Annotated in this window: 14 protein-coding genes and 1 pseudogene; 7 read left to right on the top strand and 8 right to left on the bottom strand. The window is 37.6% G+C overall.

Annotated features, from left to right (window positions below; genetic code table 11):
- Positions 1 to 9 precede the first annotated feature (9 nt).
- Positions 10 to 1,169, bottom strand: a protein-coding gene (locus ACINWC743_RS07825) for an IS3-like element ISAbe12 family transposase (RefSeq protein ID WP_085947547.1) whose coding sequence is annotated in 2 segments (ribosomal slippage) — positions 10 to 932 and positions 932 to 1,169 — 1,161 coding nt in all. Because the reading frame shifts where the segments join, the coding sequence is not laid out codon by codon here.
- Between the two features lie 26 nt (positions 1,170 to 1,195).
- On the opposite strand from ACINWC743_RS07825, the pseudogene ACINWC743_RS07815 reads away from it, so the two are divergent.
- From ACINWC743_RS07815 to clpA, 5 genes and pseudogenes are all read left to right on the top strand, one after another.
- A pseudogene (locus tag ACINWC743_RS07815) lies at positions 1,196 to 2,255 on the top strand (diguanylate cyclase domain-containing protein).
- A gap of 140 nt (positions 2,256 to 2,395) precedes the next feature.
- Entirely contained in the window at positions 2,396 to 3,445 is a 1,050-nt protein-coding gene (gene argC / locus ACINWC743_RS07810) for an N-acetyl-gamma-glutamyl-phosphate reductase (RefSeq protein ID WP_004830953.1), read from the top strand.
- An 80-nt stretch (positions 3,446 to 3,525) separates the two neighbouring features.
- Positions 3,526 to 4,269: a DUF6776 family protein gene (locus ACINWC743_RS07805; protein WP_004830952.1), complete on the top strand. Its 744-nt coding sequence runs from the start codon at positions 3,526 to 3,528 to the stop codon at positions 4,267 to 4,269.
- Between the two features lie 21 nt (positions 4,270 to 4,290).
- Entirely contained in the window at positions 4,291 to 4,707 is a 417-nt protein-coding gene (gene clpS, locus ACINWC743_RS07800; protein WP_004830950.1) for an ATP-dependent Clp protease adapter ClpS, read from the top strand.
- Between the two features lie 9 nt (positions 4,708 to 4,716).
- On the top strand, positions 4,717 to 6,993 hold the full coding sequence (gene clpA, locus ACINWC743_RS07795; RefSeq protein ID WP_004830949.1) for an ATP-dependent Clp protease ATP-binding subunit ClpA: 2,277 nt from the start codon (positions 4,717 to 4,719) through the stop codon (positions 6,991 to 6,993).
- A 55-nt stretch (positions 6,994 to 7,048) separates the two neighbouring features.
- Here clpA and ACINWC743_RS07790 read toward each other — a convergent pair whose 3' ends face one another.
- Positions 7,049 to 7,975, bottom strand: a complete 927-nt coding sequence (locus tag ACINWC743_RS07790; protein ID WP_009585002.1) for an alpha/beta hydrolase — start codon at positions 7,973 to 7,975, stop codon at positions 7,049 to 7,051.
- A 217-nt stretch (positions 7,976 to 8,192) separates the two neighbouring features.
- On the opposite strand from ACINWC743_RS07790, the gene ACINWC743_RS07785 reads away from it, so the two are divergent.
- Positions 8,193 to 8,546, top strand: coding sequence for a YnfA family protein (locus tag ACINWC743_RS07785; RefSeq protein ID WP_009585019.1), 354 nt, complete (start codon positions 8,193 to 8,195; stop codon positions 8,544 to 8,546).
- 41 nt (positions 8,547 to 8,587) lie between these two features.
- Here the strand turns inward: ACINWC743_RS07785 and ACINWC743_RS07780 are convergent, their stop codons facing one another.
- The 5 genes from ACINWC743_RS07780 to ACINWC743_RS07760 form a co-directional block, all read right to left on the bottom strand.
- Entirely contained in the window at positions 8,588 to 9,649 is a 1,062-nt protein-coding gene (locus tag ACINWC743_RS07780; RefSeq protein WP_009584970.1) for a tetratricopeptide repeat protein, read from the bottom strand.
- Between the two features lie 127 nt (positions 9,650 to 9,776).
- The gene (locus ACINWC743_RS07775) at positions 9,777 to 10,007 is read right to left on the bottom strand and encodes a hypothetical protein (protein WP_004830945.1); all 231 of its coding nucleotides are present in this window, start codon (positions 10,005 to 10,007) and stop codon (positions 9,777 to 9,779) included.
- Between the two features lie 243 nt (positions 10,008 to 10,250).
- Positions 10,251 to 11,333, bottom strand: coding sequence for a tRNA (uridine(54)-C5)-methyltransferase TrmA (trmA, locus tag ACINWC743_RS07770; RefSeq protein ID WP_009584982.1), 1,083 nt, complete (start codon positions 11,331 to 11,333; stop codon positions 10,251 to 10,253).
- Positions 11,334 to 11,486: 153 nt separating this feature from the next.
- The gene (locus tag ACINWC743_RS07765) at positions 11,487 to 12,386 is read right to left on the bottom strand and encodes a LysR family transcriptional regulator (protein ID WP_004830943.1); all 900 of its coding nucleotides are present in this window, start codon (positions 12,384 to 12,386) and stop codon (positions 11,487 to 11,489) included.
- An 87-nt stretch (positions 12,387 to 12,473) separates the two neighbouring features.
- Positions 12,474 to 12,902, bottom strand: coding sequence for an HD domain-containing protein (locus ACINWC743_RS07760; RefSeq protein ID WP_004830942.1), 429 nt, complete (start codon positions 12,900 to 12,902; stop codon positions 12,474 to 12,476).
- A gap of 135 nt (positions 12,903 to 13,037) precedes the next feature.
- Here ACINWC743_RS07760 and ACINWC743_RS07755 point away from each other — a divergent pair, with 135 nt between their 5' ends.
- Positions 13,038 to 13,373: a hypothetical protein gene (locus ACINWC743_RS07755; protein ID WP_009584977.1), complete on the top strand. Its 336-nt coding sequence runs from the start codon at positions 13,038 to 13,040 to the stop codon at positions 13,371 to 13,373.
- A gap of 41 nt (positions 13,374 to 13,414) precedes the next feature.
- On the opposite strand, the gene ACINWC743_RS07750 is transcribed toward ACINWC743_RS07755, so the two are convergent.
- Positions 13,415 to 14,368: a LysR substrate-binding domain-containing protein gene (locus ACINWC743_RS07750; protein WP_005029191.1), complete on the bottom strand. Its 954-nt coding sequence runs from the start codon at positions 14,366 to 14,368 to the stop codon at positions 13,415 to 13,417.
- Between the last annotated feature and the right edge of the window lie 74 nt (positions 14,369 to 14,442).

Raw genomic sequence — 14,442 nt, 5'->3', positions numbered from 1 at the left:
TTTGTGATCCTAGACACTATCGTGGACAGTACTTCCCTCTAAATTCTTAAAATATTTCTGCTCAAAAGCTTCAGGGCTTAACCAACCATTTGCAGAATGCCTTCTGATTCGATTGTAGTAAACTTCAATATATTCAAACAAGACCGAATTTGCCTCTTTTCTTGTAGAAAATACACTGTCATGTACCACATGCCCTTTCAATGTATGGAAAAAACTTTCTGTTACTGCGTTATCCCAACAATTTCCCCTACGTGACATACTTTGTATTGCCTTATTTGTCAGTAATACAGCTCTGAAATCGCGACTGCAATATTGACTGCCTTGATCCGAATGAATCATCAAGCCTGTTGGATAACCCTGACGTGCAAGTGCATAGTTAAACGCATCACATACCAATTGACGATCTATTCGTGTACTTGTCTGCCAACCGACGATACGTCGGCTAAATAGATCTAGCATCACGCATAAATATAACCAGCCTTCCTTCGTTCGAATATACGTAATATCAGTCGTCCAGACCTTATTTGGCTCAGTTACAGTGAACTGTTGATCTAACAAATTTGGTGCTGTTGGCAAACGATGATTTGAATCAGTCGTATGCCTATATTTACGGGCAATTTTACTGTGTAATCCTAGTTTTTTAAGCATTCGACCTATTGTGCGCTCACTCATGCTGTAACCTAGGTCATGCATATCATGAACGAGGGATGGTGCACCTAAACGAGCGTGGTGCTGCCAATACACCGCTTGTAAATCATCATACTGCTTTGCTATACGTACCTGACGTTTTCTCCATGCATAGAACCCCGAAGTACTGACACCTAATTGTTTGCACAGTACAGTGACTTTAACCTTTTCCATTGCAAAGTCTTTGATTACCGTGTACTTCTCTTGCCTTGATCGGTGAGGAAATACACATGCACTTTTTTTAGTATGTCATTTGCCTCTTTGAGTTGTTTGACTTCTTTTTCTAGATCTAATATTCGCTGTTGCTCAGGTGTTAACTGACGTTTGCTTGATCCTTCTGGATTAGCAGTACGAATCCATTTATCAAGTGTCGAGTAACCAACACCAAGCTTTACCGCAATTGATGCTAATGATTCATGTGAGTTCGCAAGTGCATAATCAATTGCTTGCTGTTTAAATTCTGGACTAAAGCGTTTAGCCATGTGTACATCTCCAAAGTTAACGTTACATTATCTTCAGAGGGACAGTGTGTCCATTACTTTGGCTAGGATCATGGTTATATTGTGCCGTCATTTTCTTTGGCTTCACAAAGCTTTATGACCAACCAACAGTTGACATTAACAGCACCACTTTTAGGCTGTTTCTATTTACTCGGAGCTTGGGCAAGTGCTTATGCCATGGCATTACGCAAAGATGGAAATGCTCACAATCTACTGGCATTTGTTTTGATAGCTTTAACACTGCCGTTCATGATTTACTTTTCATATGTTGATGAACAGCTTTGGGTCAGAATGCTGATTTTGAATCTAGCCATTGCGACGATTGAGTCTTTGGTTTTGCCCTCACTTTTTAAAGATTATCAACATCGTGACTGGCTTAATAAATTAGTAGATTATTCCTATCTTTTCATTGTTTTATATACTTTTTCCCGTAGCATTATTGTTTACTTCTGTCTGCAAAATATTCAATCGAATATGCTTGTAGATTCTGCTTGGTGGCTCATGATGTTAGCTGCAAGTATTCTGTTGAGCTTGTGGTTTGCGATTATTGTTGTTGGAACACTGGTTCGGGATATCATTTTAAAACTGAATGATGATCGTTCAAGAGATCCACTGACACATTTGCTTAATCGCCGTGGGTTCTATGATGCTGCAAAAACAAGCTTAATTGATTTATCTCAAACACAATATTTTGTATTGATGTGTGATGTTGATCATTTTAAAAAAATTAATGACACCCACGGGCATTTGATTGGTGATCAAATTTTACAGAGAGTCAGTGATTTGGTCAGTCAAAATGTTGGAGAAGAAGACTTGGTCGGGCGTTTTGGAGGAGAAGAATTCATTGTTCTATTACAGGCTGCCGATACTGAACTTGCCTATAAAATTGCTGAGAAAATACGTATAAGTATTGAAAAGGAGGTTTTTTCTTCTAAAAATATCTTATTAACAGCCAGTTTCGGGCTGGTTCAGTTACAGTATCGAAATTTAGCACTCGGTATAGAATCTGCAGATAAATGCTTATATGCCGCCAAACGTGCTGGTCGTAATTGTATTATCCAGGGCTAATGAATGCACGGATAATTAGAAATTAAGATTTGCAATGATATTAAAAATGATAAAAACCAAGTAAAACAGTTTAGAAAGCATAAACTTCCTGTCATACTACTGTCCAACAGAATGGATACTTTTAAATCGAGGTAAAAAACGTGATTTCAGTGGGTATTGTCGGTGGAACGGGTTATACAGGCGTTGAATTGTTGCGTCTTTTACTGCGACATCCAAATGTTCAAGTGAATGTACTGACATCGCGTACTGAAGATGGTCGTCGAGTAGATGATATGTTTCCTAGTTTACGTGGACATACGACACTTCACTATTCAGATTTAAAAATTGATGAACTAAAAAAATGTGATGTAGTATTTTTCGCGACGCCGCATGGTGTTGCAATGCAACATGCCAAAGAGCTATTAGCATCAAACACTAAAGTTATTGATTTAGCAGCTGATTTTCGTTTGCAGAATTTAGCCCAATTTGAAAAATGGTACGGTATGCAGCATGCTTGTCCCGACATTTTAAAAGATTCAGTATACGGTTTGTCTGAGCTTAATCGTGAACAAATCAAACAAGCTAAGGTGGTTGGGAATCCAGGTTGTTATCCTACAACTGTACAACTGGGTTTAGCGCCTTTGTTCAAACAAGCTGCAACATTGGTTAAACCTGAAAGTATTATTATTGATGCAAAATCAGGTGTTTCTGGTGCGGGACGTAAAGCCAGTCTAGGTATGATCTATTCTGAAAATGCCGATAACTTCAAGGCTTATGGGGTTGCAGGACATCGACATCATCCGGAGATTGTCGAAGCACTTGAAAATATTTCAGGTCAACAAGGTGTATTTGATCACATCCTCTTTGTACCTCATCTGGTGCCGATGATTCGTGGTATGCTCAGTACAATTTATATTGATCTGACTGATGAAGGTGAGCAGGCTGATTTACAAACACTTTATGAGCAGTTTTATGCTGATGAAGCCTTTGTCGATGTAATGCCAGCCAACAGTTCACCAGAAACACGTTCAGTACGTGGTGCAAACCAATTAAGAATTGCGTTGTACAAACCTCAACCGAAAAAGTTGATTGTATTATCGGTGCAAGATAATTTAGTTAAAGGGGCTGCAGGTCAGGCAGTACAAAATATGAACTTAATGTTTGGTTTTGCTGAAGATGCTGGTTTACAAGGTATCGGATTATTACCATAAAAAACGCTTTATAACTTCACACACATTTAACTTTGCGGTTAAATGTGTGTTTTGATGCGATCAATACTTTAGAGATGACGATGCAGAACACAGAAACAAATACCGCGTCACAACCAGCTCAAACACCAAAAAAACCTTTTCTAAAAGGCAATATGCCGTTGGTGATCGGGGGTGTCGTATTATGTGCGGGTAGTGTACTTTTAGGCTATACAGTTGGACACCGCCAAGGACTGACGGTTGTTGGTTTTGATGCAGACGCAGAACAATTGGTAGAAGTGGTTAAACAACAAAAAACGACACTGGCTACGTTAAATAAAAACTTAAATGCGACTGTACAAGAACGTGATGTGGCTGTTTCTAATGCCAATGATTTATTAGAAGCATTGAATAAAGCCAATGCAGAAAAATCACAAGTCGACGTGATGAGTGCAATTTACCGTGAAGTGTTAAAACAACGCGGTGGTTTAAGTTTAACGATTCAAAATCTTGCGGTTAAACCTTTGCCTGAAAATGCTTATGAATATCAACTTGATCTGATTCAAGTGAGTCCAAGACGTGCAACAGGTACAGTGGAAATTCGCTTAATTAGTGGTACAGAAGTGTTGACTGTGCCAATGAGTGATGCGAACTACAATTTTACGGATTATGAGCGTTTAACAGGTCGCTGGACGATGCCGAAAGGTTTCAACCCACAATTTATCGAAGTGCGTTTAAATGGTGCTACGCCAGTCATTAAGCGATTCAGTTGGTCACGCGGAAAGGCTGTGGACAGTGCAGCCGCATTTGCTGCTGAGGTACCTCAAGCAGAAGCTAATTCTCAATAAATCATAAGTATTTTGGAAAATATGCGAACTAATAAGCGTCAAATGAGTTTAAATGAAGTGAAATCATCGTTCCGTGATTCAGGATATGTAGATTGGCATTTGAATATTCGTGCAAGCCAATCTGAAGATCCTCATCACGAACAGGGGGATGTTGCTGTCCAAACAGCACCCCCTGAAGTAAAAAGACCACCGATGTATTCAGTCATTTTACTAAACGATGACTATACGCCAATGGACTTTGTTATTGAAATTTTACAACAATACTTTGCTTTGAATCTTGACCAAGCCACTCAAGTAATGTTAACAGTACATTATGAAGGCAAAGGTGAAGCTGGCGTATATCCGAGAGATATTGCGGAAACAAAAGCCAACCAAGTAAATAACTACGCTCGATCTCAAGGTCATCCATTACTTTGTCAGATTGAGCCAAAAGAATAAGGGGGTTTCATGCTCAGTCGTCAATTAGAAGTTTCACTCCGTTTGGCTGTTAGCATGGCTCGTCAAAAGAGACATGAGTTTCTTACGGTTGAACATTTATTATTAGCTTTACTCGATAACGACTCAGCGGTAAATGCTTTGAAAGCATGCGGTGCTGAAATTATCAGTTTGCGTAAAGAATTAGAGGAGTATGTTGAGCAACATACGCCTAAACTCGGAGAAAACAACGACCAAGCCCCTCATCCAACTGAAAGTTTTGATCGTATATTGCAACGTGCAATTTTCCATGTTCAATCGAGTGGTGGTGATCGTACTGTAGAAGGTGCGGATGTTCTGGTTGCAATGTACTCTGAACGTGACTCTTTTGCTGTGTATTTGCTCAAACGTCATCAAATCAATCGTTTAACGCTGACTCAATATTTATCGCATGGTGCGCGTAAAGAAGAGATTCAGGTTGAAGAAGAATCTGATGATCTTGAAGGTGAATCAAGCGCTTCAGCAAATGCAGGTCCACTTGAGCTATATACCTTAAATTTGAATATTGAAGCGCAAAAAGGTAAAACTGATCCTTTAATTGGTCGTGAAAAAGAAATTGAGCGTGCTGCTCAAATCCTTTGCCGTCGTCGGAAAAATAACCCTTTATTGGTCGGTGACCCTGGTGTGGGTAAAACTTCAATTGCTGAAGGTCTTGCTTGGTTAATCGTGAATGGTAAAGCGCCTAAACCACTTGCCAATGCTGAAGTGTTTAGTCTAGACATAGGGGCTTTAGTTGCAGGTACTAAATATCGTGGTGACTTTGAGAAACGTTTAAAACAACTACTGAACGCTTTGAAAAAGAAACCCGATGCGATTTTGTTTATTGACGAAATACATATGATTATTGGCGCTGGCTCAAGTATGGGCAGCACGATGGATGCATCCAATTTGATCAAACCTGCATTGGCAAATGGGACTTTACGTTGCATTGGTTCAACGACTTTCCAAGAATATCGTCAAGTTTTTGAAAAAGATCATGCTTTATCACGTCGTTTCCAAAAAATTGATGTGAATGAGCCTTCTATCTCAGAGACAATCGATATTCTACGTGGGTTGAAAAGCAAATTTGAAGATTTTCATCATGTCAAATATGAAGATTCAGCTTTAGTGTCAGCGGTTGAGCTTTCTGCTAAATTTATCAATGATCGTTTCTTACCTGACAAAGCGATTGATGTGATTGATGAAGCAGGTGCGCAACGCCGTTTGAAAGCAGAACAAGATGATACATTGATCACGGTTGAAAATATCGAAGATATTATTTCTAAGATTGCACGTATCCCGCCTAAAACTGTTTCTAAAGATGATAAATCTGTATTGGAATATTTGGAGCGTGATCTTAAGCGTGTTGTATTTGGTCAAGATGAAGCGATTAGTGCATTAGCATCTGCGATTAAATTGTCACGTGCTGGTTTAAAAGCACCAGATAAACCAGTCGGTAGTTTTGTGTTTGCTGGTCCTACAGGTGTGGGTAAAACCGAAGTCACCAAACAATTGGCAAAATTACTCGGTGTTGAACTTGTGCGTTTCGACATGTCTGAATATATGGAACGTCATGCGGTATCTCGATTGATCGGTGCGCCTCCTGGTTATGTGGGTTATGACCAAGGTGGTTTGCTGACGGATGCCATCCATAAAAATCCGCATTGCGTATTGTTATTGGATGAAATTGAAAAAGCGCATCCAGATGTATTCAATTTGTTATTACAAGTCATGGATCATGGGGCGTTAACTGATAATAATGGGCGTAAGTCTGATTTCCGCAATGTGATTATTGTGCTTACCACCAATATTGGAGCCGAAAGTATTTCTCGTACCAGTATTGGATTTACAGAGCAAGACAACAGTAATGACAATCAGGAAGCAATGAAGCGTGCATTTGCTCCAGAATTCCGAAATCGTTTAGATGGCGTGATTCAGTTTAAAGCTTTACCAACAACCGTGATTGAATCTGTAGTAGATAAGTTCTTAACTGAGCTTCAAGCACAGCTTGATGACAAGAAAGTTGTACTTGAAGTTGATCAATCTGCGCGTGATTGGATGGCTGAAAATGGTTATGACCGTTTGATGGGCGCTCGTCCGATGCAACGTTTAATTCAAGAACATCTGAAGAAACCGCTTGCTGAAATGATTCTCTTCGGTGAGCTAGCAGATCATGGCGGTAATGTCGCAGTGTCTGTGAAAAAAGAGAATGGCAAAGCTGTTGGCTTAACACTTGAGGTTTTTGAAGACCAAACTGCTGAACCAGCATAATGATGGACGATGCTTAGCCTTAGTGATTTAGAAAATAACCCGCATTGATTGCGGGTTATTTTTTATTTGAATAATCAGTTTCTACAATATTCATATTTTGCAGCCATGTTAAGAATAATGTTGGCCATTGCGTTGTTTCTGTATTTGTCTTTCCTAAACCCCAGCCATGTCCACCATTTTTAAATATATGTAATTCATAAGGGATTTTGTTTTTATCTAAAGCCATTTGCATATCTAAACTATGTTGAACAGGTGCAATTCGATCATCAAGCGCATGTGCTAAAAATATTGGAGGAGTAAGTTGATTCACCTGTAAATTGACTGAAAAAAATGCTTGTTTTACTGAATCATGATTTTTCCCCATTAAACTTTTATAAGCATGCGTATGATCTAAGGGGGTTTGCATACTAATCACAGGATAAAGTAATGCGACAAAATTGGGTTGAGCTGAGACTTGATCGATTGAATCATGCAGTGTTGAAAATTGATGTGACCATTGGGTAGCAAGCATACCTGCTAAATGCCCGCCAGCAGAAAACCCCAATACACCAATTTTTTCAGGATCAATATGGAATCGTTCTGCTTGTGAACGAATTATTTGAATGGCTCTTTGTCCATCTTGAAATGGTGCAAGCGCATCGTTGTTATCTTGATTGGGCAATCGATAAACCAATTCAAAAACAGTAAAACCGTGTTGTTGTAGAAACGCTGATGTAGGTGTACTTTCTTTGGCAAGTTCTTCTCGGGCATATCCACCACCGCTGATCGTCATAACTGCAACATGGTTATTATATTTTGGTGTATATACGTTGAGATAGGGGGAGTCAATGTGGCTGACTGTACCATGTTTAATAACTGTATTTGGATTTTGTGTTGTGATGGATGTGTTTGTCCAAAGCGGAAGCGTAAATGTTGCTGCTTTTGTTTGTTGGCTGAAAAACAAGATCAGTAAGAAACCACATAAGGTATAGTGGATGTTCATTTAAGACGCCAAGATTTTAGAGATTATTATTTTATCGTATTTGTTTGCGTATAAAATAATTGATGGATGCTTTAATGTAGGATTTTCTTTTTTTAGTTCAACATAGGCAATAGTTGAATACTAAAAATTGAATCAGTCATCAAGGAAATTAAATTTATTGCTGATATTCTATGAAAATCACCTATACTTTTACAATATCAATTACGCTTGAGTAGAAATGGATATTGCATTTAATAAACTGTTCACCACGATTTTATTATTTTTAGTCACGGCAGTTGCTGAAATTCTAGGTTGTTATTTTCCTTATCTCATTTTAAATCAAAACAAAAGCCATTGGTTATGGATACCTACTGCCTTAAGCTTAGCCGTATTTGTTTGGCTTTTAACTTTACATCCAGCAGCATCTGGGCGGATTTATGCAGCATATGGCGGAATCTATATTTTTTCGGCCTTAATGTGGCTGAGATTTGTTGATCAAGTTAGTCTCAGCCGTTGGGATTTACTTGGAGGATGTATCGTCATCATCGGAGCTTTGGTGATTATTTTACAGCCACAAGGGTTGATTCGCTAAAGACGTCTCGAATAGTTTCAATTTAAGATTTAGATTTTAGATTAATGCGAACCCAATATTTCTAACTGAGTTATTTTACAAACTTCAGGTAATGCTTTCTGGTATTCTTGATAATCTTGAGTATATTTTTTAAACCATTTTTGATATTCAGGGTTCAATCTTAAATTTGCTAGATTGGGCTCATCTTCAAAAGAAGAAGGTTCAGTGCTGTTCTCATCTGAAAATTCTAATTGCTTTAAATACGAGAGTGCTTTTGCGGGTTGATTCAATAAGGCATAAAATTCAGCTAAAAATTCATTTTCACGCTGAGTATGCTTACGATTTTTATTGACCACTGTTTCAATTTTTTGTTGATTATCCCTTAACCATCTTTCAGCTGCTTTGGGGTTCTCTCTATTCAAGCCTTGGTAGTATTGCTGCGCAAGAATGATAAAGTTTCCAGAGTCAAAGGCTTGTTCAGGATTGGATAGATACTCAAATAAAGGCTTTTTGAGGATGTTCACTAAACGTTTCTGTTCTTCTATATCTCGATGATACTTGTATAGCAACATTAATTTATCACTTAATACAGCATAATAGTTCCTTTGATATTCTTCATCGTCAGGTTCAATTTGAATCAAGGTTTCAAACAATTGCTCCGCTTTAAGTAAATAAGTTAAACGAGGAGTTGGATCACTATTTTTTCGATAATATACAGACATTTGTGCATAGAAAAGTCCAAAATTATTCAATGCAATGGCATCTTTCGGGTCACGTTTCTTTAATGCAAGATAGGCTTGTTCTGTGAGTTCTTGAATAGGATGAGACTGCTCTGTGCAATGTTGATCAAGTAAATATTCAGCATAGCCAGAAGTAATGATCGCATAATTGTGTAAATAAACTGAATCGTTATAATCAATTTCTTCAGCTTTGAATAATTGTTGCACAGTGGGCTGTGATTTTTTGATTTGAGCTTTGATCTGAGGTTCTAGTTTGGCTAGTTTTTTATTTCCCAAAACCTGATCACTTAAATTTTCAATGCTTTCAATATCATTGTCACTGATCTCAGCGTAGACGATTGTGCAACTCAATGATAATAATAATAAGAGATTTTTTATTTTCAAGATGAATTCTTCACATTTATATTATTACAAATAATTGTATAGAAGCTCAGTTAAAACAGCAAAATTTGTTGTATTTGAATTAAAAAAGCATCCAGTAAACTGAATGCTTTTTATCGGTCATCCATGACTATTGAATAGGTGGATGCTGTAATTGGTTTAACTCTTTTTTACTGAAACCTCTTGAGATCAGTACTTTCTTAATTCCAGTAATCACATCTTGATCTGTAGTGTTCATCAACGCGGATAAGAGTTGATCATTGGATTTACAAGAGCAATCATTTTCAACACATGCAATCTGATTTTTATGTTCATTTTGCACAGTATCTTTAGCCATAAACAGCTTTTGCCAAAAACTCATAGAGCCTTCATACGCAACCTAACATAGTTCGAAATATAGACGTTTTTTTATAAAATTCAAGATGGCTGCTAAGGTAAATGGTCGAGTTATAGACTAAATTTGCCAATCATTGAAAATTTTCTAAGTTGCTTTTTTGAATTTAAATATAAGAAAATATGATATGTTATTGATATAAATAAATATTATTAAGAAATAAAAATGCCATGAAATCTGTCATGGCATGTCATGGTTGTAATAAATTGTTTAAATCTTTTTAAGCAAAACCCCAGATTCAACATGGTGGGTGTAGGGGAATTGATCAAACATTGCAAATTTAACAATTTTATGAGTCTTTGTGAGGGTTTCCAGATTGCTGTAAAGTGTATCTGGATTACATGAGATATAAAGAATCGTCTCGAAACCTTGCAGTAATTTTAGCGTATCGTCATCAATCCCTGCACGAGGCGGATCGACAAAAACCGTATCAAATTGATAGCTTTGCACATCAATTTCTGCTTCTTGCAAACGACGGAATTCACGTTCACCATTATAAGCTTGGGTAAATTCTTCAGCAGATAGTCGTGCTACTTGAATATTATCAATCTTGTTTTGTTCAATATTCCATTGCGCTGCATAAACAGAAGACTTCGCTAACTCAGTTGCCAAAACACGATTAAAATTTAATGACAATGGAAGGGTGAAGTTACCATTACCACAATAGAGTTCAAGCAAGTCTTGATTGTCGCCATTCACTGCTTGGCAAGCCCACTGCAACATTTTTTGGCAAACTTGCGCATTAGGTTGAGTAAAACTACTTTCGATTTGTTTATACTGAAATTTTCTTTCAAATACCTGCAATTCTTCAACAACAAACTCATCGCTCAATACTAATTTTTGACCGCGACTACGTCCAATAATTTTAATATTGAGTTTCTCAGCCAATTGTTTTGCTAAAACTTCCCATTCTTCATTCAAAGGTGCACGATAAATTAATGAGACCAGCATTTCGCCTTTCAGTGTTGCAAGAAAGTGCACTTCAAAAAGACGTTTGGATAAGATCGGATTGGCTTTTAGTTCAGCCAATAAAATTGGCATAAGTTGATTGATACTAAGATCTGCTATAGGAAATTCATCAATACGTGCAACTGTTTTTTGTTGATTTTCATCCCGTTCAAACATGGCATAGAACATATCGTCTTCTGTATGCCAAATACGAAATTCTGCACGCATACGAAAGTTTTGTTCCGGTGAAGCAAAAACTTCAAGTGATGGTGGATTAAATTCAGCAAACTGCGTTTGAATACGTTCAATTTTGGCATCAAGTTGTTGTTGATAAGATGAAGTCATATAAATCAGAAAAACGTTGGAATTAAGCAGTGATGATGGTATCAAAAATAGCTATAGATGGACACCAAATAACAGCCCATCTTACTTAATTTATTCTGCCTATAGATCAGACTCCGTGGATCATTTATTTTCAACACAGGAGTGAAATGCGAACTAACGATTGCTAAGGTGTTCAACCAAATAGTCAATAAACACCCTTACAGCAGGGAGTAAACCACGGCGTGAAGGATAAACTGCGTGAAAAATACCATGAGGTGCTTTCCAATCTGGCAATACACGGACCAATTCACCTGATGCAACAAAATCATTGGCAATCGTATCTGGAAGAAGTGCAATCCCACAGTTTTGACTGGCTAATTTTGCCAGCATCATCAAATCTGATCCCATAAGAACAGGATTGACTTTAATTTTTTTCTGTTGGTTCTGACCATCATGCAAAATCATTTGCTGATCCAAATGTTCATCGACCATACTTAAAATACGATGTTCAGTTAAATCTTCTGGTTTTTTTAGCATCCCAAATTCATTTAAGTAGGCTTGGCTTGCAAGAAGATGTTGCTCAATATTACCAAATTTTCTTAATACTAAACTTGGGTCATCATCTAAATTTGCACGTACGCGCAAAGCAAGATCAAAGCCTTCATTGATAATATCGACGCGGCGGTTACTGACCAACAGTTGAACTTTAATTTCAGGGTAGGCTTTTAAGAAAGCAGGTAAAATTTTGGATAATTCACTTTGGGCAACAGTAACGGGTACACTGACTTTAATCAGTCCACGTGGTTGTTCGCTGAGATGATCGACCAAATCATGTGCAGATTGAGCTGCATTCATCATGACTTGTGCGTGGCGATATATGTTCATACCAATATCAGTCACAGCAAAATGACGAGAACTACGTTGAATCAGACGAACGCCTAATTTTTCTTCAAGATTATAGACTCGACGACTCAGCTTAGACTTTGGAATATCGGTCGCACGTTCAGCAGCGCTAAATCCGCCATGTTCAACCACCAAACCAAAACAGTAAAAATCATCCAAATCAGTCAGCATGAGCCATTCCATTAATGCAACAATTTGGCATTTTTAACCTTAATTGTTGCATTGAGTCAATTGTGAAATTGTGAAAAAACAAAGAGTTTAAGCCGTACCCGCCATCAGAATAAATTGAACCTGTTTATATTCTTCCAATCTTAAAAGATCTTTGGTCGTTGGATGCGGAATACGAGAAAGATCCATATTGTCTGCCACATCAGCTAATTTGACAATTCTTGCAATTGGATTTTTTACAGCACGATAAGCCGCTTCGATACGTGATTCATTTTCTTTTTTGGTCAAGGCAAGGATGGCATCAACAATTTCTTGACTAAAACCAAGGGAAATTAAATCGACCACAGTTGTATCAGTATCTTCTAAAATATCATGCAATACAGCCACAATCTGCTGTTCAGAAGTTTTAACTTTAAACATTAATCTCAATGGATGGAAAATGTAGGGTTGTTGTCCTTTATCTTTTTGACCTGCGTGTTTACGAGCTGCTAAAGCAATCGCTTTTTCAATCGTTGACATAGTATCCTTATCTATCTTTTCTGTATTTATAAAAGGTTTTAACCCGTAATTTTGAACCTGCGATAGCATCGTCTAAATTCAGTGTTTAATTTTGCTAACTGGTTTAAAATACAATTTTATTTTGTTCTAAAGCGTATGCCATTTCAACTGATCACTCTAGAAAATTCTCAAGAAAATGTTACATGCCCCCATTGCAGACATCCAGTTATTGATTGGAATGAAGAGCAATATCTTCAACCTTGTGAACATACTCTGTTTATTGCGATGGATTTAGGTTTTGAATATATCTCAGATGCGTTTGAACAGACAATGCAACGCAGCGTGGATGAAATTCATCAACATGATGATCAAGGGCTTAACATCTATGAAGAACTGACTCAAAGTACATATACTGATTATATCATTTACAAAACCAGCCTAGGTGCCGTCGGTGTTCAAGAAATTTATCGCTATATCGGCTTTAGTGCTTAAATCTAATTTAAAAATACTCGATGTAGATCCAGATGAGCTGATTATTTCATAAATGTATGTTGGGAGATTTCTACTTCATCAAGCAGCCACTCAACAAATTTCGCAATCAATGGCGATTGTTGTTGTTCTGCATAGACAAAGTAATAGGCACGTGAGCCTTTGAGTTTAATATCAGAGGCAATCACTAAATCACCTGAGCGTAGTTCTTTTTCCAGCAATTTCTGTGGAATAAGTGCAACACCCATATGATGTGTAGCTGCTACAGCAAGCATTGAAAACAATTCATGCCTTTGTCCCTCTAAGGCAAAGGGATGTTCATAGCCATTCACTTCAAACCATTCTTTCCAAATATAGGGGCGTGTGGTTTGTTGTAGTAAAGGTAAAGTTGCTATTTCTTCCGCAGTCAAGCTACGACTTAAATGTCCTGAAGGTGCTTTTAATTCGGGGAAATACTTAAAAATTAAATCAGCTGAACAGACAGGTACCACATCTTCATTCATTAAAAAATGAATTTTTGCACCGGGCCAATTTTCGATTTGTTCGGGTGTTCCCGTATAAATGGCGGCATCAAAAATATGTTCACTGAATAAAAAGGGTTTGGTGCTGGTTTCAAGGTGAATGGTGATTTCTGGATAGACTGCATTGAACTTATAAAGTCTAGGCAATAACCAACGTGTAGCAAATGTTGGAACCACACCGAGCTTTAATGTACCGCCTAAACCTTTATGACTGATTAAATCAAGCGTACTTTGTTCAATACCCAATAAATGAGATTTTATATTTTTATAATAGTGTTCACCTGCTTGGGTTAGTTCAACGCCATGTCGAGTTCGATTGAATAAATGTAGCCCCAAAAAATCTTCTAATTGCTGGACCTGACGAGAGATTGCGCTTTGTGTGAGATGCAATTCTTGTGCAGCAAAGGTATAACTCAAATGTTTCGCAGCAGCTTCAAAACAAATTAAAGATTGTAATGAGGGAATCATTCTACGCATATTCTTTCCTTGAATAGCTTGGTTTATTTCGAAGTCACACTGAACATCTGCAGATGTCGTTTTAGCAAAAATAA

It is taken from the genome of Acinetobacter sp. WC-743, assembly GCF_000335555.1.
Taxonomy (GTDB): domain Bacteria; phylum Pseudomonadota; class Gammaproteobacteria; order Pseudomonadales; family Moraxellaceae; genus Acinetobacter; species Acinetobacter bereziniae.
This window is presented reverse-complemented; position numbering and strand designations above follow the sequence as displayed.